We start from the raw sequence: 23175 nt of genomic DNA, 5'->3' as shown, positions 1-23175 counted from the left end.
GCGGTGAATGGCCCGGCGGTCGGGGTCGGGGCCACCATGCAACTGCCAATGGATATCCGGCTGGCCTCCACCGAGGCCCGTTTCGGCTTTGTCTTCGCCCGGCGAGGGATAACCCCGGAGGCCTGTTCATCCTGGTTCCTGCCCCGCCTGGTGGGAATGCAGACGGCCCTGGAATGGTGCTATTCCGGCCGGGTTTTCAACGCTCAGGAGGCCTTGGAGCGGGGTCTCGTGCGGTCGCTGCATGCGCCGGACGACCTCCTGCCGGCCGCCCGGGCCCTGGCGCGCGAGATCGTCGACAACGCCGCCCCGGTGTCCGTGGCCCTGACTCGCCAGCTCATGTGGCGCATGGCCGGCGCCGAACATCCGATGATCGCCCACCGGGCCGACAGCCGCGCCATCCAGGCCCGGGGCGCGTCGGGGGACTCCAAGGAGGGCGTGGAGTCCTTTCTCCAGAAGCGCCCGCCCGCCTTTCCCAACGCCGTTTCAACGGATCTGCCCGACATCTGGGCGGGTTGGAGCGCGCCGCCCTTCGCCTGAAACCGCAGGCAGGAAGCAAACCTAGGGTTAACGCCCTCGTGTTCAACTGGCGCCTGACATGAGCCAGAGCGCGCCCTTGCCCGACGATCCGCCAAGCCCGCCGCAGTTCCGGGCCCGTGGCGCCTTGCTGCGACGGCTGGCGGACGTGGTCTGTCTGCCGTCCAGCCGGGTGAACGCCTTTGAGCGCTCGGTGACCGCTGACCTGCTCATCGAGATGTTGCGTGACGCTTCGCCGGAGGAGCGCGTGCGGGTGTCCCGACGCCTCGCCGGGCTCGCCGAGGTTCCAGCCCAACTCGCCCGCCTGTTGCTGCGTGATGAGCCGCAGGTGGCGCGACCGCTGCTGGAGGACTGTGAAAGCCTGTCAGACGCCGAACTGCTCGACTGCACGCGCACCGCGGGCTCGGAACATCGACTGATGATCGCCGGCCGCAAGGGACTGAGCGAGGTGGTGGTCGAGGCCCTGGTGGCGGCTGGTGAGATGAGGGTTCTGGAGGTCGTCCTGGCCAATGGGGACGCCCGGATTGGCTATGCCGCACTGGAGGCGCTGGTCGCCATGAGCCGGGACGCGCCGCAACTGGCCACGGCCCTTCTCCGTCGTCCCGAGCTGCGGCCAGCCCAGGCTTATGTCCTGTTCTGGTGGGCCGATCCGGAGGCCCGCCGCACCATCCTTCAACGGTTCGCCGTTTCGCGGGAGATCCTGCAGGACGCCGCCGGCGATATTTTTCCAATGGCTGCGCAGGAGGGTTGGCAGGACCCGATGTCGCGCAAGGCGCTTCAGTTCATCGAGCGGCGTCAACGCAACCGCGCGGCGATCGAGAAGAGCCCGTTCACGAGCCTGGAGGCCGCGGTCTCGGCGGCCCAGCATGGCATGACCCGTGAGGTGGCCGAGGAGATCTCGTATCTGGCGGGGCTGAAGCCGATGACCGGCGCCAAGCTGTTCACCGATCCGGGGGGCGAACCGCTCGCCATCCTGTGCAAGGCCACGGGCCTGCCCCGGGCGGCGCTGCGCGCCCTCTGGCGGGGCCTGCGCCGACCCGAAACTGACGAGGCGGGGGCGGTCAATCCGGCCTTCGAGCGCACCATGCTCATCTTTGACACCCTGGCGGTGGACCGGGCCCAGACGGTGCTGCGCTACTGGAACTGGTCCCTGTCCTCGGCCATGACGCCAGAACTGTTGCGCGCCATTCGTGACGGTGACGACAGCGCCATTGATGAATACTCTCTGCCTCAGCGCGCGGCGATGTTGGCCTTTGCAAAAGAGTTGGGCGGCAACTAGGGCGACGCTCAAGCTCAGCCCCGCGGTATGCGTGAATGGCGTGACACGCCGTCGCAGCTACTCAACTATGGCATGTGCAATCGATTTTTCTTCGTCATGCGAACACAGATATGAGGCCTATTGCCTTGTGTGAGGCCACTGTGGGCGATAAGTAGCTGACAACTGATCTTGGAATCAGATGTTGTGGCGTACGCATTGCGCCGTTCTGGGTAGAACAAATGGACGAAAAAGCAGAAGTCATCGAGATGACGGCCGACATCGTTTCGGCCTATGTCGGCAATAATTCGGTCGCTGCGGCCGACCTGCCGAACCTGATCCAGGCGGTGCATCGCGCCCTGGCGGGCGTCACCAGCGCGCCCGAAGCCGTTGAGGCTCCGCCCAAGGAACCAGCCGTTCCCGTGCGCCGCTCCATTACGCCGGATTTCCTGATTTGCCTGGAAGATGGTCGCAAGTTCAAGTCGCTGAAGCGGCATCTGCGGACCAAGTACAATATGAGCCCTGAGGAATACCGGGCGAAGTGGGGCCTCCCCAAGGATTATCCGATGGTTGCTCCGAACTACGCCAAGGCGCGCTCGGACCTCGCCAAGCAGATGGGCCTTGGCCAAGGCGGCCGTCAGGCCGCCCGCAAGAAGCGCTGATCGCCCGACCTTTGGGTCATCGGACGTGATCATGAACGCCCGCCTCCCCGGAGGCGGGCGTTTTGCTGATTTGAACGCTACTTCGTCACAGGCCGCGATTTAGGGGTTGCCCTCGATTCGCCATACAGGCGATAAGTGATTCGTCGCGATTCCAATGGGTTGTTAAGGAATCTGAACATGGCGGCTCAGATTGGGGCTTCGGCGGCTGCCGCTCGTGCTCATGAAGAAATCTACGGCTATTGGGCGGGGCTGCGTCATGGCGCCCACCTGCCCTGCCGAAGGGATGTTGATCCGGCGGCGCTGAAGCGGTTGCTGCCGACGGTCAGCCTGATTGATGTCCGGCGCGAGCCGCTGGACTTCCGCGTCCGGCTGGCGGGGACCGGACTCTATGGCATCTATGGCCGGGAGATCACCGGCCGTACCTTGGGTGAAGTCTACAATGCCGCGGCGGCCGACTACTGGCGCGACGAACTGTCGGCCGTCGTCGCTGAACGTCGCCCCGGCGTGGGGGTCCACAGCCTGGCCTGGCGGGGCGCCGGCCACATGTCCATTCTCTGGCTGCGCCTGCCGCTCGCGTCCAATGGACGCGATGTGGATATGATCCTGGGCTACGACACGGTCGTCGGCCTGCAGAGCGAGTCCGGATTTTCGGGGATTCGCGCCGCCTGACGGCGTTTCAGGCGTTGGCGGCGTTCAGGGCCGTGGCGTCCCGCGCGATCCGGTCGGCCATTGCGGCGAGCCCATTGGAGCGCTGCGTTGACAGGGCGCCCGACAGGCCCAGTCTCTGAAACGCGGCGCGAACATCAAAGGCGATGATGTCAGCCGGTCGCCGACCAGAGAACAGCCGCAACAGAATGGCGATCAGGCCGCGCACGATGTGGGCGTCGGAATCACCTCGAAACTCAACGCGACCATCCGCCTGCGGCTCGGTGACCAGCCAGACCTGACTGGCGCAACCGCGGACCTTATTGGCGTCCGAGCGCTCAGCCTCGCTCAGGGGCGCTAGGTCGGCTCCCAGTTCGATGACATAGCGGTAGCGCTCCTCCCAGTCCCCCAGGAGGTCGAACTCGTCGGCCAGTTCATTGAGCGTTGCTTCGATGCCGTCCATCAGGGACCGGACTTAAGCCCCCCGGGGCGGCGGCGCAACGGCGACCGCTCGGCGCTCAGCAGGGTGCGCCCACCTGGGCGGGGGCGGGCAGCCGTATCGCCGCACAGAGACCGCCTTCGGGACGAGGGGTGAGGACCAGGCCTCCGCCCATGCCGCGACACAGCATGAAGGCCAGGGGGAGGCCAAGGCCTGCGCCTTCGCCGCGCCGGATGAGGGCGTTTTCGCCCTGCTCAAAGGGGCGCAGCAGTCGGGGAATGTCCCGGGGATCGACGCCTGGACCCTGGTCGAGAATGTCGATCAGCACCTCGCTGTTCTCTCGCCAGGCCTTGATGCGCACCTCTCCCCCGTCGCCCCCGTGGATGATGGCGTTGGACAACAGGGCGGCAAGGGCCGTGCGGACGCCCTTGGGATCGGCCATCACGTCAGGCAGGGCGCCCTGGTCCTCGACGACGACCTTGGCGGGCCGCGCCCTGATCTCTTCGGCGAGCCCATCCAGCACGTCATCCAGAATGTGATCCAGAGGCTCTCGCCGGGTGATGAGGTCAGCTGTCCCGCTTTCCAGCCGGGCGATCTCCAGGACCTGATTGGCCAGGGACAACAGCTTCTGGCCGCTGTCGCGGATCAGATTGGCGTACTCCTTGTATTCCGGCGCGCCCAGGGGGCCGTAGATCTCCGCGCTGATCAGTTCAGAAAAGCCCAGGATCGAGTTCAGTGGGGTGCGAAGTTCGTGGCTGACCATACGCAGGAAGGACCGCCGGTGTTCCTCGGCACGGGCCTCAAGCCGCCGGTGGGCCGCCCGCCGCGCCTGACGCCGGGAGGCCGCGTCGGCCGACAGCGGAGGTTCGATCGATGGGGGTGGGCGACGCGGGGCGCCATCTACCATGGGATGGGCTCACAAAAACACTGATCTCCAGACTGGGGCTGCGGGCTTACGAAAAGGTTTCGTGTCCTCTGATCGCCTCCCTCGGCCTCGTATTGGGCGGGCTGCGACCCCATGCCCATCGCCCAGGGGGCGAGCGGGCTCGCTAGGGGCGGGAGCGAGGGCTACAGTCAGGCGTTCATTCTCAGCGATTCCGCCTCAGCAAGGCCGCCCGGCCCCTCCGTGACGTGAGACTAAGACTGCGACCCACCGCCACCATGGACCCCCGACCTGACATCCTGCCGGACGCTCCGTCGCCGGAGGCCTTCTGGTGGAGCGCAGGATGGCTGGCGCTCACGGCGGGGGGCGGCGCCTACCTGCTGGCGACCGGCGGACAAGGGGCGGCGACGGCGGTCATCGCCCTGATGCTCGGCAGCGTGGCGGCCCTCGTCGATCTGGGCCACTCGGTCGCCCAGCGACGCGCCCATGAAAGACTGCGTCTGGCGGCCTGGGTGCTTGGCCCGGGGATGGCGATGCTGCTCAGCGGCGGCGCCCTGGGGCCAATGGGCGCCTGGTGCCTCGCCCCGCTGGCGGCCACCGCCATGGAGGGCCGAACCCGCCAGATGGCCTTGGCGGGCGCTGCGGCCCTGGCCCTGCTTGGCCTGGGCCTGTTGGTCAGCCTGCTGGCGGCGGCCTCCCCGATGACCGACCCACAGGCCGCCCTGCTGGGGGCCGTGGCCATGGTCACGGCCGTCGGCGGGTTGGCGCTCGGCCTGGTCAGCCTGCTCCGTCGGTTGGAGCGTCGCGACCGGGTCCGGGGCGGCGTGCTTAGCCGGCTGCATCGGCTGGTGGGAGATCAACCCGCCCAGCTGCTCGACATATTGCCGGACGGGCGGATCGCGGGCGCCTATGGGCGGCCGCTGGCCGGCCCCGATCTGGCGGGGCGGTCCTTCTTCGACCTCGCCCAGCCCCAGGGCCGCCATGATCTCGCCCGCGCCTTTCAGGTGGCCCTGCGAGATGGTCAGGTGGAACTGGGCTTCGCACCGGCCGCCGATCCGGAGGGATGGCTGGAGGTGCGCCTGCGCCGGGGCCGCTCCCTGCGGCTGGCGGCCATTCTGTTCGATGGTCGCGCGCGACGCGACCAGGAGGCTGAGTTGGAGGCCGCCCGCGGGGAGGCCGAGGCCCAGAACACCGGCAAGTCCCGCTTCCTGGCCAATATGAGCCACGAGCTGAGAACGCCGCTGAACGCCATCATGGGCTTTTCCGACATCATGCGCTCGCGTCTGTTCGGCCCCTTGCCCGACCGTTACGGTGAATATGCCGAGCTGATCCACGAGTCCGGCCGTCATCTGCTGGACCTGATCAATGACGTCCTGGACATGTCCAAGATCGAGGCCGAACGCTACGAACTGAGCCGCGAGGCCTTCGATGGCCGCGAGGCGGTCAATGCGGTCCTTCGCCTGATGCGTGGCCAGGCCGACCGGGCCGGCGTTCAACTCCGCGGGGTCCTGCCCCGGGAGCCCCTGGAGATCGACGCCGATCGCCGGGCGCTCAAGCAGATCGCTCTGAACCTGATCTCCAACGCGCTGAAATTCACCCCGCGCAATGGGGCGGTGACGGTGGGTCTGCAGGCGGTCGGCGGCATGATGGAGCTGGTGGTGGCCGACACCGGCATGGGCATGAGCCCCGAGGATCTCGCCCGGGTGGGACGTCCCTATGAGCAGGCCGGTGACGCCGAGCGCCGCGCGGCGGGCACCGGCCTTGGCCTGTCCCTGGTCCGCAGCTTCGCCGAGCTGCACGGGGGCGAAATGATCCTGGAAAGCGCTGTGGGCGAGGGCACCACCGTCACCGTGCGGATGCCGGTGCTGCTGCCGCCTTATGTGCAATCTGAGGACGCCGAGGCCCCGCACCCCGAGCCGGCCGCGGCGCCCGTCCTGTGATCCGCCTCTAGAGCGCTAGCGCGACGCCATCGCCAGGAAGGCGTGGCCGACGGCGAAGTCGCCCACCTCCACATAGACCCGGCGCACGGCCGGGCCTTGCGAGAACAGAAACTCTACCGCCACAGCCTCCCGGGGATCGAGGGCGGTCAGTCGGACGGCGGCTTCTGTCGGAAACCGGAACGCCCAGCCGGCGCCCATGGCTTCGGGGCGAAGGTCCAGGCCGGCCTTGCTGCGGGCCTCGGCGGAATAGGTCCGAAGGGCTCCGGCTGGCGGCATCCGGCGGGCGAGATCGAGATCGCCCCGCAGATCGAGATAGGGGCGCGCGGCCCGGGTTTCATCCCGCATGATCAGCCGGGCGGCATAGGGCGTCCGGCCATCGGCGAAGCTGGCCAGGGCCAGCAGGACGGGGCGCGTGTCGCGTCCGGCCAGGCCAAAGACCATCTGGCCGCCGGCGAAGTCCGTCTGTTGGGCCAGGCGCCAGCGATGGATCTGCGCGCTGGAGGTGCGGTCGGCGCGCCAGTCGGCGGTCTCGCCGGGATAGGTGATCTGCCGCAGCTTGGCGAAGCCGTCAAAGGCGCTGCGGACATGGGCGGCGGCGGCGGAGACCGCCTCAGAGTCACAGATGACGGTCCTGGCCGAGGCCCGCGCCCGGGCGTCGGCCCGTGAGAGATCATCAGCCGTGGCGCCGCTGCGCAGGGCGGCGTTGCGGGTCTGGATGCGGCCCGCTTCCAGGGCGGCGCGCAAACCGGAGTCGAAGAAGCCGCACCGCTGGTCGGCGGCGGCCATGGCGGTGCGCTCGACATAGAGGTCCAGCGGCCCCGCGACCGCCGTCAGTGGCGTTGCGAGCACCCCCGCCGCCGCCATCGTCCCCATCCATCGAGACACCCGACGTCGCGCCTTGTCGCGCTGGATCGTCATGCGTCCATCTCGTTTCTTTGCGGCTCTGCGGCCGGTGATCCATCTTGGGGGACGAGCGGTTGTCGTTCGGTTAGCGGCGCTGTTTTTCTTTCCCGCCGCGGCGTTCGACCCAGCGGGCGGCTTGCGAGGGTCCCGCAGCCATGCCCTATGCAAGGCGCGCAAAAGGGAGGCGCGGGCATGATCCTGTCGACAGATGTCTGGGCCGCGGCCCTGATCCGCCGGGCCGAGCTTTCCGGCGGGTTCGGCGTCGTCGCCCGCAAGGGTGACGCCCGGGCCGGCGCGGTCCTGGTCAAGGCGGTCAACCTGTCGGACAAGACCGTGCGGCTCTATGCCGAGGCCACCCGGGGCGATGGCGAGCGGATCTGGATGCGCCCGACCATGGCCACCGAGGAGCCGGAGGTGGACGCCTATGTCGCCCGCGCCGCCCGCATCGACCCCGACATCTGGGTCGTCGAGGTGGAGGACAAGCAGGGCCGTCACTTCCTCACCGAGCCCGTAGAGGACGCCTGATCCCAAGCTTGCCGCCTCGTTAACCGGTTTCGTCCACGTAACCGAAAGCCGGCCTGGGGCAGGATGCGTCTTCCCCCGGCAGTAAAGGCGTATGGCGCAATGCTCTTCCTCATGAACGACGTGGTTCTCGACCTCGCCGAGATGAAGCTGACGCCGCGCCTGACGGCCGACCGCTTTCGGGCGCTGTCCTTCCCGTCGATCATGCGCATGGGCCAGGAACTCTATGCCGAGACGCCGCTGCTGCACATCGAGCGCCCGAACCGGGCCATGCGTCTGGCGTCGCTGATCCAGGCCAAGGCGCCCTCTATCACGGGCGCCCTGTTCGTGGTCCCGGGTTTCGACGCCGACCCCCAGGAGGTGACCATCCGCTTCGCCGAGCTTGGCCAGGCGGCCCTGGAGGACCTCAAGACCCGCCAGGACGAGGGCGATCTCGACACCCTGACCTGCGACCGTCAGGTCTGGCGCCGGCTGGCGGCCTGAAGGCCGTTTCAGCGCGAGCGGCGTTCGTCGCGCCGTTTGCGTCCGAGGGCCGCGCGCGCTAACCCGCGCCCATGACTCAATCTCCCGCCGCCCAGGCCGCGCGCCGCCGCACCTTCGCGATCATCTCCCACCCCGACGCCGGCAAGACCACGCTGACGGAAAACCTGCTGCTGGCCGGCGGGGCGATCCGCGCGGCGGGCCAGGTCCGCGCCCGGGGCGAGAACCGCCGCACCCGATCGGACTGGATGAAGATCGAGCGCGAGCGGGGCATCTCCGTCTCGGCCAGCGTCATGACCTTCGACCACGATGGTCTGATGTTCAATCTGCTGGACACGCCGGGTCACGAGGACTTCTCCGAAGACACCTACCGCACCCTGACGGCCGCCGACGCCGCGGTCATGGTGCTGGACGCCGCCAAGGGCATCGAGCCACAGACGCTGAAGCTGTTCGAGGTCTGCCGTCTGCGGGACATTCCCATCGTCACCTTTATCAACAAGATGGACCGGGAGGCGCAGGACCCCTTCGAGCTGCTGGACGAGATCTCCACCAAGCTGGCCCTGGACCCTGCGCCGCTCTACTGGCCGGCGGGCTCGGGCGGGCGGTTCAAGGGCATGGTCGACCTGCGCCGCAATCGCTTCCTGCCGTTCGCCAAGAAGACCGCCGATGACGACGGCCATCCCGATCCCATCGCGTTCAAGTCCAACGCCGTGGTCTCCTATCTCGACCCGGAGGAGCAGGCCGAGGTGGAGGAGGGCTCGATGCTGGTGCAGGAGGCGTCCAAGCCCTTCGACCCGCAATCCTTCCTGGAAGGGCACATGACGCCGGTCTTTTTCGGCTCGGCCCTGCGCAAGTTCGGGGTCGCCGAGCTGCTGGAGGGCCTGGGCGCCTACGCCCCGCCGCCCAAGGCCGTGGCGGCGCATAAGGGGGGCGAGGCGACCCATGTGGCGCCAGGCGACCGGGAGGTTTCCGGTTTCGTCTTCAAGATTCAGGCGAACATGGACCCCAATCACCGCGACCGCGTGGCCTTCCTGCGCCTCACCTCCGGGCGGTTCACCCGCGGCATGAAGCTTAAAGTTCAGAACACCGGCCGGCAGCTGTCGGTGAACTCGCCGATCATGTTCTTCGCCTCGGACCGGGAGCTGGCGGAAGAAGCCTTCGCCGGCGACGTCATCGGCATTCCCAACCACGGGGTGCTGCGGGTGGGCGACAGCCTGTCGGAGACCGGGAGCCTTCGGTTTGCTGGCCTGCCCAACTTCGCCCCGGAAATCCTCCAGCGGGTGCGGGTCAAGGATCCGCTCAAGGCCAAGCACCTGAAGAAGGCCCTGGAGGGCCTGGCCGAGGAGGGCGTCACCCAGCTGTTCCGCCCCAATATCGGGGCCGACTTCATCGTCGGCGCCGTCGGTCAGCTGCAGTTCGAGGTGATGGCCGACCGCCTGGCTAATGAATACCAGCTGGAGGTGACCTTCGAGCCCGCCCCCTATGCGGAGGCCCGCTGGCTCGGTGGCGAAAAGGTCGATGTGGAGGACTTCGCCGGCAAGCATCGCGGGGCCATGGCCAGCGACATCGACGAACAGCCCGTCTTCCTCGCCAAGTCCACCTGGGAGATCGGCTATGTGGCCGAGCGTTACCCCAAGGTGCGCTTCGAGCGCTCCAAGGAACGGGCCTGAGCCATGTCGCAGGAGGGTCTCTACGGCCTGCCGCCCCGGGAGTTGGCCGAGCCCGGACCAGACGCGGCGCAGTTCTCGCCCCTGATCCCCGGGTCAGAGGCCCTCGACGACCAGCCCGACCAGAGCCTGGACGCGCTCACCATCCTCGCGCCGCCAGGCACGGTGGAGCGGCGCTATGTCCTGGCCCAGGGCCTGCGCGCCCTGAAGGTCGGCGGAACCATGAGGGCGCTCGCGCCCAAGGCCAAGGGCGGCTCGCGTCTGGGCAAGGAGCTCAAGGCCTTCGGGCTTGAGGTGGCCGAGGACGCCCGGCGCCATCACCGCATCTGCGTGGTCGTCCGCCCCGCTGAGCTGGACCTGTCTGAGGCCCTGGCCGCCGGCGCCCCGCGCCTGTCGCCGGAGCTGGGCCTCTGGACCCAGCCCGGGATCTTCAGCTGGGACCGGATCGATCCTGGCACCGCCCTGCTGCTCAGCCGGTTGCCGACCCAGGCCGGCGTCGGCGCCGACTTCGGCTGCGGTCTTGGCCTTTTGGCCCATGGGGTGCTGGCGTCACAGGCGGTCACCGGGCTGACCCTTATCGATATCGATCGCCGCGCCGTGGCGTGCGCGACGCGAAATGTGAGCGATGCCCGGGCCCAGGTGGTCTGGGCCGACATCCGTCAGGGCGTTCCGGCCCTGAGCGACCTGGACTTCGTGGTGATGAACCCGCCCTTCCATGATGGCGGCGCCGAGGACCGGGCCCTGGGCGCGGCTTTCATCGCCCAGGCCGCCGGCGTCCTGCGTCACGGCGGCAAGCTGCTGATGGTGGCCAACCGCCACCTGCCCTATGAGCGGCCGCTGGCTGACAGCTTCGGGGCCAAGGTCAAGCTGCTGGCTGAGGAGGGCGGCTACAAGCTCTATGAGGCGCGCCGGTGAGCAAGGTCCCGATGGCCCGGCTCGATCGGCTGCTGGCCAATCTGGGCTATGGATCGCGCCGCGAGGTCCAGGGGCTGCTGCGCAAGGGCGCGGTGGTGTTCGATGGGGCGGCGCTCACGGATGGCGGTCAGAAGATTCCGGTGGTCCCCGATCTGCCCGAACGGATGACCATCGAGGACGCGCCGGTGGACCCGCCCGCACCCCTGACCCTGCTGATGCACAAGCCGCTCGGCGTGGTCTGTTCTCATCGCGAACCCGGCCGCAGCGTCTATGAGCTGTTGCCCCGGCGCTGGCGGGCGCGGATGCCGGGCCTCTCCACCATTGGCCGCCTCGACCTGGACACCACCGGCCTCCTGCTGATCACCGACGACGGCCCCCTGCTGCACCGGGTGATCGCCCCGCGCAGCCACGTGGCCAAGCGCTATGTGGCCAGGCTCGCCCGGCCGCTCCGCGGCGACGAGGCGGCGCTCTTCGCCTCGGGAACCCTGATGCTGGAGTCGGAGACCGATCCCCTGGCGCCCGCGATCCTTGAGCCCCTGTCTGAGACCGAGGCCCGGCTGACCATCACCGAAGGCCGTTACCATCAGGTGCGCCGCATGTTCGCCGCCGTCGGCAATCATGTGGAGGCCCTGCACCGGGACCAGATCGGGGGGCTTTCTCTGCCGCAGGACCTGGCGCCGGGCGCCTGGCGCATCCTGTCGCCTGAGGAGCAGGGCGCGATCTTCGCCTGAAGCGAGGGTCACCGGTCGGAGTGAGCAGCCTGCAAGTCTCGGATTTGCGACCCGCTTTGCTTAAAGGCCGTAAGGTTCCATTAACCATGTTCAAGAGTTAATGACTTGTTAATTGGCGCGGCTCCGGCTTTGCTCTGTCTCACCTGAACCTGCGCGGGGCGTCCCGCCGCGGGACTCTGATGACGACGGAGCGCCACGGCATGTTTGAGTTCGGCCGGGAGTTGAAACGCATCTTTGGCGCCCAGGGCGGCTGGCGTCCGGCGCGCGACGGCCTGGCTGGGGGCGACTCCGCCCTGCTCGAACTCCTCGACCTCTCCCTGCTGCGCAATGAGGGCCGGGCCGCTGACGTGGCCGCTGGCCGCATCAGCGCCAAGGACAAGCCCCAGCGCCGGCTTGAGGCCGCCATTGTCTGGCGCGAGGTCGCCCGCCGCTCGGGCGACGCCGCCACCCTGCGCAAGGCCGCCGCCCAGGCCGAGGCCGCCGCCACCGCCTTTGACCGGGAGCGTCGCCCCGACGGCTGGGCCCGCGCCCGCTGCGAGCAGGCCTTCTGCGCCCTGCTCGGCGCAGAACTGTTCGGCGAGGAAGGACTGAACGCCGCCGCCGAGATCGCTTTCCGCGAGGCCCGCGAGGCCGCCCGCGGGGGTCTGGCGGCGCCGCTGGCCGAGGTGGGTCTGGCCCTCATTGAAGGCCGTCGCCGGATGAGCCTGGGGGACGCCCAGGCCGCCCGGGTCACCGCCGCCCGCTTCTCCGCCCCCATCGCCGCCCTGCAGGCGCTCACCCGCCGCTGCTCGGCCGCCCACCTGTTGATCGCCGAGGCCCGAACGCTGCGCGCCGACATGCTGGCCGGTTGGGGCGCGCGGCTGAAGGATCTGGACCTGCTGCAAATGGCCCTGGAAGAGGCCGCCGATGTGGCCGAAGGGCTCGACGGCGCCTATGAGCCCCTGGCCCATGCCCGCGCCGCGGCCCTGCGTGGCCAGATTCTGGCCCTGATGGGCGAGGTCAGCGGCGATATTGAACAAATCCTGGAAGCGGTCACCTGCCTGGCCGATGTGGTCGAGGACCTGGCCCGCGACCACAGTCCACTGGACTGGGCCCGGATGCAGGCGGCCCTCGGCCTGGCCCTTCAAATCCTGGGGGAGGCCACCGCCGGCGAGCGGGCCTTCGAGCAGGCGGTCACCTGCTATGAGCGGGCCGGTCTCGTCCTGGCCGACGCACCGGCGCTGGCCCTGCGGGCTGAGGCCTCCAATGGGCGGGCCCTGTGCCTGGCCCGTTCGGCGGAACTGTCCGGCGACCTCGCCGTCCTCGACGCCGCCGAAGCGGCCTTCAAGATCGAGCTGGCCCATCGCCGGGCCGGGGTCGATCCGGTCAGCTGGGCGCTGGCCCAGGTCAATCTGGCGCGCATCTATGAGGCTCGGCTGGATATCACCGGCAAGGATCGCGGCGAACGCGCCTCGGCGGCGCTCGCCCTGCAGGCGGCCCTGGACGTCTTCGCCGAGGAAGGCCTGCGCTCCTTCACCCTCATCGCCATCGACGCCATGGAGCGCCTGCGCGTCCGCGCCGTCCCTCGCGACGGGGTGTAAAACGGGCATCGCCACCAAAGACAACCTTTGGTAGGCTTCCTCCTCCTGCTGGAGGACGCGCCGATGCGGTTGAGCTACCTGGTCTTATGCACCGTTATGACTCTTGCTGGGCCGGCCTTGGCGCAGGAACTGGTCGAGCGTCCCGATGTAGAGGCTGACTGGCTGAGGCTTCCCACGCGGTCGCAGCTCATGGCTGTTTTTCCCACCAAAGCTGTGGATAGGGGGCTCGACGGCAAGGCGACCATCGGCTGCAAGGTGAGCCTTCAAGGCGCCCTGTTTGAGTGCGTCGTCCTGTCTGAGCAGCCGGAAGACATGGGCTTTGGTCAGGCCGCAATCGCGCTGACTCCCCAGTTCCTCATGAAGCCGGCGATAAAGGATGGCCAGCCGGTCGTCGGGGACGTTCGCATCCCGATCGATTTCAAAGGACTGGGCACGCCCACAGGCTCGTTTCTCCCGGGTGGGCAGAATCCAATGACGCGTCGTTTCATGGGGCGGCCCCTGTGGGCTGATGCGCCGAGCCATGCCGAGACGGCTACAGCCTATCCTCAAAAGGCCGCTGCAGAGGGGGTTGGAGGCTCGGCCACAATACGCTGCACCCTGACCGAAGACCGTCGACTCAAGGACTGCAGGACCCTAAGCGAGACGCCGCGAGGCTTTGGCTTCGCTAAGGCGGCCCGAAGCCTTTCGGAGCAGTTCGTGCTGGCCCCAACGGCCGACGACTCCGATCTGCGGGGTGTTGAAACCCAGTACATGGTCACCTTCGCGCCGGACATGCTGGACCCTGAGAAGCGGGTGATCGGCAAGCCCCAGTGGACCCGGCTCCCGTCGGCCGGGGCCGTCGTCGATGCCTATCCTGCGGAGGCGCGGGTCAAGGGCGTTTCGGGCGCCCGCGTGCTTATGAACTGCGTCGTGGGGCCGGGCGGGATGGTGGAGGACTGTCAGGTGGGATCAGAGGCGCCGGCCGGGCTTGGATTTGGCGAGGCCGCCCTGGCCCTGGCGTCGCATTTCCGCCTGTCGGTCTGGACCGACGAGGGGCTGCCGACCGTGGGTGGGCGGATCGCCCTGCCGATCCGCTATGAGTTGCCACCCGAGGCCCCTGCGACCCCAGCCCCGGCTCCCTAGGGGACGACCCGATCAGGCCGCAGCCACGTCGCCGGTCTGGCGACGGATGCGCCAGAAGCGGATGGTGCGCTGGGCGGCTTCCCGCGGCAGGGCCTCGAACAGTTCGCCATACTCCCGGGCGCGACCCATGGCGTTGGCCTCCCGATCGAGGATCAGGACGGCGAAGGTGAGGTAGAGCGAGCGCTCGAAGCCGGCCGCCTTGCAGACGATGGACAGGGCGTCCAGGTCCTGACGCTCCAGGATCTTTCGTGCGGTGCCAAAGTCGATATCGGCCATCTCGCACAGGGCGACCAGGAACTTGGTGGTCTCGCGATTGCGCAGGAAGGCGGCCAGCACCGGCGGGGTGATGCCGTTGCGCAGCTTGAGCAGGCGAACAGCGCGCTCGGCCTCCTCGTAGTCATCGGGCAGGGCGCCGTCACGGGTGGCGAGACTCTTTCGACTGGCGGCCAGGGCGGCCTCCAGGGCTTCAGGGTCGACCTCGCTGTTGCGGTCGCGGATGGCGTCGCGCAGCTGCGCCTCGACGACGAAATACATCTCGTTCAACAGGTCGACGGGCACCGTGCGGCGGCTGACGACTGCGGCGTGCAGGTCGGAATTGGCCATCGCCCGGTCGATCACCCGCTCATGGGTTTCCCGGGACAGTTCAGCGCCGTCATTGCGCAACAGGGCGCCGATGGTGTGGTCGTCACCACGCTCGACAATGGCCTCGGATACGGCGGCCGAAACCTGCGGCCGCTGGCTGATGGCGCGCAGGTGATCCTGGCCGCGGGTGTGGGCCACGGCCAGCAGGTCATCGTCGGTGAGCGCCGAGGAGCCGGTAAGAATGGGTTCGGCCACCGAGATGGCGGTGTCACGGGCGAGGTCGCGCAGCAGGTGACGGGGCGGCGCGGAGGCCTCGGCCAGACGTCGGGACAGCTCCCCCCGGACGGCCTCCTCCATGTCGCTGGCCAGCTGGCCCATCACGTCGTCGAACAGGGCGAGTTCTGACCCGCCATGGCCGCCGTCGCCGGCGAAAAACAGGTCGGTCACCCCGCGGAGCAGCTCCCGTCGCCGGGCGCTGGAGGGCTCGTTGGCCAGGGCGATCAGATCGTGAAGCTTGGACCGTTCCATGGGCGACTCAGAACTGGCGATCAAGACCCTGAGCCGGATCTCCCCCGTCACCCATAGCCTCGGGGGTGTCGGGGGGGCCGACCAGGATGTAGTTGGGGCCCGGAAGCGGGGCCGGAATGGCGTCGGGGGTCATGCCGTACTCCCGATGCAGGGAATAGAGCTGGCTGCCACCGGGGCGCGCCGCCACGGAGGCCTGAGCAAAGGTCGGAGCGGGCGCCTGGGATTGCGACGGGGCCTGACCATAGATGCTGGTGGGCAAGGGGGCTGCCGGCGGTCCCCCCAGGAGCCCCGGCGCCGGATCGGTGGTCGGGGCGAGGGGCGCGCGCAGCACGGGCTCATAGCCAGGCTGAACGGCTGGCCTCATTGGGGGCGCCGAGGGGGGCGCAAAGCCAGGCGGCGGAGCGCTCGGCCCCGCCGTCGATGGGGCAAACTGCCGGGCCAGGGCCGTGGGTTCAGGGCGAGCCGGCGCCGCAGGCTGCGCCATGGCGGCCGCGCTGACACGCTTTCCAGACCAGCTCAGCATGGGGCCGCCATAGGTTTCTGTGCTGGCATGGGCTTGCAGGTCGCCGCCCCGTGCGGCGGGCGGCGGGCCATAGCGGTCCTGCAGCACCGTCTGGGCCAGGCCCGGAGCGGCGTTCGCCAGGACAAGGCCGGCGGAAATCACAGGAAGGAGACAGCGACGGATCATGCCCGACCCGTTTTAGGGCGAGCGGCTTAACCTGCGGCTAACGGCCCCGCCACCAGCGCAGCCCGGAGCGTTCCAGGCGCGCGAGACCTGCATAGAGCAGGGCGCCCATGAGTCCGAGCACCACCAGGGCGGCGAACATCCGTGCGGTCTGCAGCCGGTTCCCAGCCTCCAGGATGCGCCAGGCCAGGCCCTGGGCGCCGCCGGAGCCCGCGACGAACTCGGCGACCACGGCTCCGATCAGGGCGAGACCCGCCGCCACCTTGTGCCCCTCCAGCAGGAAGGGCACGGCCGACGGCAGGCGCAGGCGGATGAGGCGCTTCACCCGGCCGGCCCCATAGAGATCGAACAGGCGCTCAAGGTCAGGATCGGCGGCCTTCAGGCCGGTGATCGCCCCGGAGAATATGGGGAAGAAAGCCACAAGGGCGGCCAGGGCGATGATGGCGCGCTCTGGGTTGTCGATGCCGGCCCAGATCACCACCAGCGGCGCGATAGCCACCACCGGCGTGACCTGCAGGACGACGGCCAGGGGCTTGATCGCCCGTTCAAGGATGGGGCTCAACGCGACCAGCAGGGCCAACGCCTGGGCCGACAGGCTGGCCAGGATCAGGGCCGCCAGGGCCATGGAAAGGGTGTTCCAGGCCGAGGCGAGGAGGGTCGGGGCGTCGGCCCACAGGCTCACGCCCACGGCGCTCGGGGTCGGCAGGAAGTAGGCCGGCGTCTGCAGGACGCGGCAGGTGATCTCCCAGACGCCTAGCAGGATGACGATCAGCAGGACCGGGGCGAGGATGTCGGCGAGCCGCTTCAACTGGCCAACTCCATGCCCCGCGCCAGCACCGTCGACACGGCCTCCACGGTCGCCCGGAACCCGGCTGTGGTCCTGAAACTCTCAGGGCGGGGCGCGGGCCCAGCCACCGACATCTCGCCGGCGATCCGTCCAGGACCACGGCTGAACACCACGACCCGGCTGGCCATGTAGACCGCCTCCTCGACGCTATGGGTGACGAAGACGATGGCCGGCCGGGTTTCGGCCCACAGGCGCAGGACGTCATCGGCCAGGGCCCGACGGGTGATCTCGTCCAGGGCGGCGAAGGGTTCGTCCAGCAACAACAGGCGCGGTTCGGTCACCAGCGCCCGCGCCAGCGAGACCCGCATGGCCATGCCCCCAGACAGCTGGGCCGGCCGCGCCCCGGCCGCGCCGGCCAAGCCCACCCGCGCCAGGGCCGCCTCAGCTCGCTGGCGCGCCTCTCGCCGGGAGAGCCCTGAGATCTCCAGCGGCAGGGCGGCGTTGTCGCGGGCCGAAAGCCAGGGGGCCAGGGTCGGCGCCTGGAAGACGACAGAGGTTTCGCCCCGCCCGGCGGTGCGGCGGACGTGGCCGCGAGTAGGCGCCTCCAACCCCGCCAGCAGTCGTAGGGCGGTGGACTTGCCACAGCCTGAAGGTCCGACCAGGGCGGTGATCTCTCCAGGCGCAAGGGTGAGGTCGATCGGGCCAAGCGCGAGGTTCGCCTGCCCATACTCAACCTCGACCTGCGCCAGTTCGGCGACGAACGGCTCCATGCGAGGCGCGGCCTAGGGCAGGAAGTCGAGGGTGTAGGCGGAGGTCGCCTCCAGGTCGGCGGGATAGACCCCCTGGCCGCGCGCCATCTCCAGGAACTCGGTCCAGCGGGCCTCGGTCATCCGTCCCGTCATGGCCGGGTCCCCCCCATCGACAATCCCATAGGACTTCAGCTTGTCCCGGGCCTGGTCTAGGACGTCCTGAGTCATCTCGGGATTGTCCGTCCTGATCAGCGCGTCGCCAGGCGCGGGATCGCCGTCCAGATAGGACCGCCAGCCGGCGATGCTGGCTTCAACAAAGGCGCGGACGGCCTCAGGATTCTCGGTGATCAGGGCGTCCCGGGCCAGCACCATGGTGGCGTAGCCAGGATAGCCGTGGTCGGCGAGCAGGAAGACCTTGGGCGCAAACCCCGCCGCCTTTTCGATCGTATAGGGCTCTGAGGTCACATAGCCCTGCTGCGCCACACGCTTGTCCGACAGAAAGGGCGCGGCGTTGAAGGTGTATTTCCGCACCTGATCGTCGGTGAACCCGTACTTGGCCTTCAGCCAGACCCAGAAGGCGGTGACCGAGGCGTCCGACAGCAGAATGGGGCGACCCTTAAGGTCGGCTATGGTCTCGATCCCCTGGTCAGGATGGGCGATCAGGACCTGGGGGTCCTTCTGCATGAAGGCCGCGACGGCCTTCACCGGCGCCTTCTCCTGGGCCAGGTTCATGACGATGAAGCTGTTGGAGCCCATGCCCATGTCGACCGCGCCGGCGGCGAGCAGCTGAGGCACATTGACCCCAGGGCCGCCCTGGATGATCTCGACCTTAAGGCCACGCTTCTCGAATTCGCCGGTGGCGAGCGCCTGATAGAAGCCGCCGTGCTCAGCCTGCGCGCGCCAGTCGGTGGCGAAGCGGAGGGTCGTCAGACCTTCGGCGCCAGTGAGTTCGTCGGTCTTTGATTCCGGTGAGCAGGCGCAGGCCAGGGCGGCCAGAGCGATGGCGAGATGGCGCAGCAGCTTCATCGAAGACCCCCAGGAACAAACCCCACTATAGGTAGGGGGCTGTGGTCTCGCCGCCAAGCGGCTTGCCAAATCAGGCGACCGCGGGGATGTCGCCTGCCTGGTCGGCGGCCGACGGTCCACTGGTCCACCGGTTGAGGGCGGCGTGAAGCGCTTCGATCTGCACCGGCTTGCCAACCGCGTCGGACATGCCCGCCCGACGACAGCGCTCCACCATTTCAGGCATGACGTCGGCGCTCATGGCGATGATTGGGACCTGACTGGCCGGGCCCTCCAGGGCGCGGATCTTCTGGGTCGCCTCCACCCCGTCCATAATCGGCATGTGGATATCCATGAGGATGACGTCAAAGGCGCCGGAGCGAGCCATTTCCAGGGCTTCGGCGCCGTCGCAGGCCAGACTCACCTGGCACCCCAGCAGGTCGAGTATGGTGGCGCCCAGGTCGCGGTTCATGGCGTGGTCGTCCACCAGCAGGACGTGCGCGCGACCAAGCTCGACCAAATCCTCGGGCGCGGGGGCGTCAGCGCTGACCTCGGCGCGTTCGGCGGTGAACTCGAACCAGAAGGTCGACCCCGACCCCGGCTGACTCCTGACCCCGATGAGGCCGCCCATGGCCTCCACCAGTCCCTTGCAGATCGCCAGGCCCAGGCCTGACCCGCCGAAGGCCCGGCTGACCGAGGAGTCGGCCTGGGAGAAGCGACGGAAAAGGCGGTGCATCCGATCACGCGGAATACCGACGCCTGTGTCCTGAACCTCAAACCGCAGCAGCATTTCGGTCCCCTGGTCCCGGGCGGTCAGGATGAGCCGGACCTGACCGGTCTCGGTGAACTTCACCGCGTTGCTCAGCAGGTTGAGCAAGACCTGACGCACCCGCAGATCATCGATCATGACCGCCGACTGTGTCGGGCCGACCTGATCCAGGATGATGTCCAGCCCCTTGGCTTCAGCCGCCGGGATGATGATGTCCAGGGCGTCGCGGGCCACGGCCAGGGGTGTTTGGGCCAGGGGCGCCAGCTCCACCTCGCCGGTTTCAAGGCGGGAATAGTCGAGAATGTCATTGACCACCGCCAGCAGGGAGCCGCCGGCCCGGTGGACCAACTCCAGTTGCCGGCGGGCCTCGTCGGGCAGGTCATCTCGCCGGCGGAGGGTCTGGGTGAAGCCCAGGATGGCGTTCATCGGCGTGCGGATTTCGTGGCTCATGGTCGCCAGAAACTCGCCCTTGGCGGCCCCAGCGTCCTGCGCCCGGGCCTGGGCGCGCTTGGCCGCCCGGGTGCGCATGGCCAGCAGCCGCCGGGTGCGGGCCTGTTCGGCCAGGATCAGCGCCACCGAGAGACTGGTGAACAGGGCCGTGGCGATGACGAACTGCAGATTGTGGATTCGCGATGCCGGCGACCACATCGACGAAATGGCGCCCCCAGGGCCCAGGGTCAGCACGATGGTGCAGATTACCGCCATGATCACGGCGGACAGGGCCGTGCCCCGGGGGCCAAGGCTGAAGGCGGCGACGACCAGGGTGGGCGTGATCAGCAGCGGCGCCGGGAAGGTCCAGGGCAGGTAGGCGGCGAAGCTGACGGTGATCACCAGCCCATAGACTGCGGCCTCGACCAGCGGGCTGCGCTCATGATCGGGGCCAGAGCGGCGGTCAGCCAGCAGCAGGACGGCGGGCAGGGTGATGGCCATGCCCAGGCTGTGGGCGAGGAACCAATTGCTCAGCACCTCGGTGAAGGGCCGCCCCAGGGCGGCGAGGGCGCACGCCGCCAGGACAGCGGTGATGGCCGCCGCGGGCGCCACCGCCAGGAGCACGATCCGCACCAGTTGGGGGAGGCCCCCGATCCGGATCCTGGTCCCGCATAGCCGCCGGATCAGGAGGGCCGCCAGGAGCGCCTCAGTGATGTTGAGCGCCGTGAACACCGGCGCGATATCCGATGGCGCGCCGGTAAGGATATTGATGGCCAGGCTGGCGGCCGCGCAGGCGGCGCCAAGCGCGATGGCGCCGCGCGGCGAGAGCAGCAGGAACCCGGCGGCCAGGACGCCATTGGCCAGCCAGAGGGCGGCGACGCTGTTGGTGTCTCGGGTCAGCGCCACGCTGAGCAGGGCCGCGCTGGCGAACGCCAGGCAGATCGTCAGACCGAGCGCCATTTCGCGCTGCAGCCGCCGTCCTGTCACCATGGCCGAGATCCCCTCCGAATGCCGCAGTCTGGCTCAGGGGGTGGCGCCAAATCGTTAAGCGGAAACGGGCGGCGGTTGCCGGTCGGCCCACGGCGTGGATTGAGCCGCGCCCATGGCAAGAGGGCGGCGCTGCGGCAGGCCGCGGCGTCGCCCTCATTCCAGATCCTTCCGGACCTGTATCGTTAGGTCGCTGTGACTTCGAGCACGGGCTGCCCCGCAGGTTTCCGTCACGCCGTTGTCTCTGAACGCTGACCTTGGGTCGCCCCGCCGCCGTCGCTCCGAAACCTCCCGCTCCATCTGCGTTCCAGTCGGCCGGTTTCCCGGTTTTTCTGGTTCGCCAGGGCTGCGGTCCCTCTCGACCCCTTGACCTTGATCCCGAACCCGCTATGAAGCAAGCGCCCGACTTCGGCCGCTTGTGAGCGTCCTGTGTAAAGTCGGTGTATAGGCTGTGAATCCTTTGGGGGTTCTGGGCTAAATTTCCCGCAAAATCAGCGTTGAACGTTTTCCACAAGGATTGATCGCGCTCGGGTTCAGCGACCGGCTTCCAGGGCCTCGCGGCGCTCTTCGAGGGCCAGCCATTCGAGTTCGGCAGCCTCAAGCTTGCCCCGCGCGGCGGCAAGCGCCTGACCGAAGCGCTCGAACGCCCCAGGGTCGCGAGTATAGAGATCGGGGTCGGCCAGCTGGCGCTCCAGCGTGCGGATCTTGCCGGGCAGGTCTGCGATCATGGCGTTGAGCTCTTCCAGACGCCGCTGTTCCTTATAGGAGAGCTTGGCGCCTTTCGCCGCTGCAGCAGCCGGGGCGGGGGCCGGTCCCCGGCTCTGACCCTGGCCGCGCCGCCCCCCGGGCGCCTTGGCCGGGGAGACGCCGAAGAAGCCGGGATTCTGACTCAGGAAATCCTGCCAGCCGCCGGGAGTCTCCACCACCTGGCCCCGCCCGTTCAGACCGATGGTCGAGGTGGCCAGGCGGTCGACGAAGTCGCGATCATGGCTCACCAGGATGAGCGTGCCCTCATAGTCCGAGAGCATGTCTTCCAAGAGGTCCAGAGTCTCCATGTCCAGGTCGTTGGTGGGCTCGTCGAGCACCATCAGATTGGCGGGCAGGGCCAGCGCCCGGGCCAGCAACAGGCGGTTGCGCTCGCCCCCAGACAGGCTGCGGACCGGCTGGCGGATCTGCGCGTCAGTGAACAGGAACTCCTTGGCGTAGGCGACCACATGCTTGGGCGCGCCGCGGACCATGATCTGGTCGCCGCCGAGCGGCGCCAGGGCGTCCTTCAAGAGCATGTCGTCCTTCAGATCGGCTCGCGCCTGATCGATATAGGCCACCTCCAGATTGGTCCCCAGCACCACCTGGCCAGAATCGGCCGGCAGCTCGCCGAGCAGCAGCTTGACCAGCGTGGTCTTGCCCGCCCCGTTGGGACCGACCACGGCGATCCGGTCGCCGCGCAGAATGCGGGTGGAGAAGTCCTCCAGGATCACCCGGTCGCCGAATTTCTTTGAGAGCCCCTTCACCTCGACGACCCGCTGGCCGGAGGTTCCGGCCGAGGCCACGCCCATGGACATGGACCCGCGGGTGTCGCGCAACCGCTCGGCCTTGGCCTCGCGCATCTCCATCAGCCTGCGCCGCCGGCCCTCATTGCGGGCCCGCCGACCGGTGACGCCGCGGGCCAGCCAGTGGGTCTCGCGCTCCAGGGCCTTGTCCTGACGTCTCGCCTCGTCGGCCTCGGCGGCGGTGAGCTGCTCCACCCAGGCGTCGAAGGCGGCGAAGCCCCGGTCGAGTTTGCGGACCTTGCGGCTTTCCAGCCAGAAGCAGCGCTGGGTCACCCGTTCCAGAAAGGCGCGGTCGTGGCTGACGATCAGCACGCTCGCCCGGCTGGAGGCGATGGCGCCTTCCAGGGTCTCGATGGCCAGGATGTCCAAGTGATTGGTGGGCTCGTCCAGCAACAGGACGTCGGGATCCTCCGCCAGGGCCCGGGCCAGGGCCGCCCGGCGGGTCTCGCCGCCCGAAAGGCCTGAGGTTCCTTTTGCGGGATCGAGGCCAAAGCTCTCCAAGGCGGCGGCGGCCTCATGGGCTGCGGCGCCGCCGGCGGTGGCGTGATCCAACAGGGTCTCGCCCTCGATCAGCGGCTCCTGCAGCACATAGGCCACCCGCGTGCCCGGCGTGACAGCCCGCTCGCCATCATCGGCCTCCGTCAAGCCCGCGAGAATGCGCATCAGGGTCGACTTGCCAGCCCCATTGCGGCCGACCAGGGCCGCGCGGGTGCGGGGCTCCAGAGCCAGATCGACGCCGTCGAACAGCATGCGGGGCCCGTCGGCGAGACGGACGTTCTTCAGCGCGAGGATGGGGGGCTTCATGTGGCTAGGCACATAGCGCGCTTTG

Annotated in this window: 22 protein-coding genes; 12 read left to right on the top strand and 10 right to left on the bottom strand. The window is 68.7% G+C overall.

Annotated features, from left to right (window positions below):
• From Q7V15_RS09080 to Q7V15_RS09065, 4 genes are all read left to right on the top strand, one after another.
• Positions 1–537, top strand: a 537-nt coding sequence (locus Q7V15_RS09080) for an enoyl-CoA hydratase-related protein (RefSeq protein WP_304755219.1), incomplete at its 5' end; no start/stop codon positions are given.
• 58 nt (positions 538–595) lie between these two features.
• Positions 596–1813: a DUF2336 domain-containing protein gene (locus tag Q7V15_RS09075; protein WP_304755218.1), complete on the top strand. Its 1218-nt coding sequence runs from the start codon at positions 596–598 to the stop codon at positions 1811–1813.
• A gap of 218 nt (positions 1814–2031) precedes the next feature.
• A complete protein-coding gene (locus tag Q7V15_RS09070) occupies positions 2032–2451 on the top strand; it encodes a MucR family transcriptional regulator (RefSeq protein ID WP_304755215.1) in 420 nt (139 codons plus the stop codon).
• Between the two features lie 171 nt (positions 2452–2622).
• On the top strand, positions 2623–3120 hold the full coding sequence (locus tag Q7V15_RS09065) for a PAS domain-containing protein (RefSeq protein ID WP_304755223.1): 498 nt from the start codon (positions 2623–2625) through the stop codon (positions 3118–3120).
• 7 nt (positions 3121–3127) lie between these two features.
• Here the strand turns inward: Q7V15_RS09065 and Q7V15_RS09060 are convergent, their stop codons facing one another.
• On the bottom strand, positions 3128–3559 hold the full coding sequence (locus Q7V15_RS09060; protein ID WP_304755213.1) for a SufE family protein: 432 nt from the start codon (positions 3557–3559) through the stop codon (positions 3128–3130).
• A gap of 55 nt (positions 3560–3614) precedes the next feature.
• A complete protein-coding gene (locus Q7V15_RS09055) occupies positions 3615–4442 on the bottom strand; it encodes a sensor histidine kinase KdpD (RefSeq protein WP_304755212.1) in 828 nt (275 codons plus the stop codon).
• A 254-nt stretch (positions 4443–4696) separates the two neighbouring features.
• Here Q7V15_RS09055 and Q7V15_RS09050 point away from each other — a divergent pair, with 254 nt between their 5' ends.
• Positions 4697–6358, top strand: coding sequence for a HAMP domain-containing sensor histidine kinase (locus tag Q7V15_RS09050; protein WP_304755211.1), 1662 nt, complete (start codon positions 4697–4699; stop codon positions 6356–6358).
• Positions 6359–6373: 15 nt separating this feature from the next.
• On the opposite strand, the gene Q7V15_RS09045 is transcribed toward Q7V15_RS09050, so the two are convergent.
• Complete coding sequence (locus tag Q7V15_RS09045; protein ID WP_304755209.1) at positions 6374–7276, bottom strand: hypothetical protein; 903 nt, start codon at positions 7274–7276, stop codon at positions 6374–6376.
• Positions 7277–7453: 177 nt separating this feature from the next.
• Here Q7V15_RS09045 and Q7V15_RS09040 point away from each other — a divergent pair, with 177 nt between their 5' ends.
• The 7 genes from Q7V15_RS09040 to Q7V15_RS16500 all read left to right on the top strand — a co-directional run bounded on the left by Q7V15_RS09040 (position 7454) and on the right by Q7V15_RS16500 (position 14278).
• Positions 7454–7786: a DUF1491 family protein gene (locus Q7V15_RS09040; RefSeq protein WP_304755208.1), complete on the top strand. Its 333-nt coding sequence runs from the start codon at positions 7454–7456 to the stop codon at positions 7784–7786.
• 99 nt (positions 7787–7885) lie between these two features.
• Complete coding sequence (locus Q7V15_RS09035; protein ID WP_304755207.1) at positions 7886–8266, top strand: hypothetical protein; 381 nt, start codon at positions 7886–7888, stop codon at positions 8264–8266.
• A 71-nt stretch (positions 8267–8337) separates the two neighbouring features.
• Positions 8338–9933 carry a peptide chain release factor 3 gene (locus tag Q7V15_RS09030; RefSeq protein ID WP_304755205.1) on the top strand — a complete coding sequence of 532 codons (1596 nt, stop codon included), beginning with the start codon at positions 8338–8340 and terminating at the stop codon, positions 9931–9933.
• A 3-nt stretch (positions 9934–9936) separates the two neighbouring features.
• The gene (locus Q7V15_RS09025; RefSeq protein WP_304755204.1) at positions 9937–10845 is read left to right on the top strand and encodes a class I SAM-dependent methyltransferase; all 909 of its coding nucleotides are present in this window, start codon (positions 9937–9939) and stop codon (positions 10843–10845) included.
• Positions 10842–11576, top strand: coding sequence for a 16S rRNA pseudouridine(516) synthase (locus Q7V15_RS09020; RefSeq protein ID WP_304755203.1), 735 nt, complete (start codon positions 10842–10844; stop codon positions 11574–11576). The genes Q7V15_RS09025 and Q7V15_RS09020 overlap by 4 nt, the downstream gene beginning before the upstream one ends.
• 200 nt (positions 11577–11776) lie before the next feature.
• On the top strand, positions 11777–13156 hold the full coding sequence (locus Q7V15_RS09015; protein ID WP_304755201.1) for a hypothetical protein: 1380 nt from the start codon (positions 11777–11779) through the stop codon (positions 13154–13156).
• Positions 13157–13219: 63 nt separating this feature from the next.
• Positions 13220–14278, top strand: coding sequence for an energy transducer TonB (locus tag Q7V15_RS16500; protein WP_370689798.1), 1059 nt, complete (start codon positions 13220–13222; stop codon positions 14276–14278).
• 12 nt (positions 14279–14290) lie between these two features.
• Here Q7V15_RS16500 and Q7V15_RS09000 read toward each other — a convergent pair whose 3' ends face one another.
• From Q7V15_RS09000 to Q7V15_RS08970, 7 genes are all read right to left on the bottom strand, one after another.
• Positions 14291–15388 (bottom strand): DUF2336 domain-containing protein, encoded by a 1098-nt coding sequence (locus Q7V15_RS09000; RefSeq protein ID WP_304755199.1) that lies wholly within the window; start codon positions 15386–15388, stop codon positions 14291–14293.
• A 7-nt stretch (positions 15389–15395) separates the two neighbouring features.
• Positions 15396–16076: a hypothetical protein gene (locus Q7V15_RS08995; protein WP_304755198.1), complete on the bottom strand. Its 681-nt coding sequence runs from the start codon at positions 16074–16076 to the stop codon at positions 15396–15398.
• Positions 16077–16113: 37 nt separating this feature from the next.
• Positions 16114–16881, bottom strand: a complete 768-nt coding sequence (locus tag Q7V15_RS08990; protein WP_304755196.1) for an ABC transporter permease — start codon at positions 16879–16881, stop codon at positions 16114–16116.
• Entirely contained in the window at positions 16878–17630 is a 753-nt protein-coding gene (locus Q7V15_RS08985; protein WP_304755194.1) for an ABC transporter ATP-binding protein, read from the bottom strand. The genes Q7V15_RS08990 and Q7V15_RS08985 overlap by 4 nt, the downstream gene beginning before the upstream one ends.
• Positions 17631–17642: 12 nt before the next feature.
• Positions 17643–18635 (bottom strand): ABC transporter substrate-binding protein, encoded by a 993-nt coding sequence (locus tag Q7V15_RS08980; protein ID WP_304755192.1) that lies wholly within the window; start codon positions 18633–18635, stop codon positions 17643–17645.
• Between the two features lie 70 nt (positions 18636–18705).
• A complete protein-coding gene (locus tag Q7V15_RS08975; RefSeq protein WP_304755190.1) occupies positions 18706–20799 on the bottom strand; it encodes an ATP-binding protein in 2094 nt (697 codons plus the stop codon).
• Between the two features lie 530 nt (positions 20800–21329).
• A complete protein-coding gene (locus Q7V15_RS08970; RefSeq protein ID WP_370689797.1) occupies positions 21330–23162 on the bottom strand; it encodes an ABC-F family ATP-binding cassette domain-containing protein in 1833 nt (610 codons plus the stop codon).
• Positions 23163–23175: the final 13 nt, after the last annotated feature.

This window comes from Phenylobacterium sp. (assembly GCF_030651755.1).
In the GTDB taxonomy this organism is placed as follows: Bacteria; Pseudomonadota; Alphaproteobacteria; order Caulobacterales; family Caulobacteraceae; genus Phenylobacterium.
Note: the sequence above shows the minus strand (reverse complement) of the source record. Positions and strands in the feature narration are given on the sequence as shown.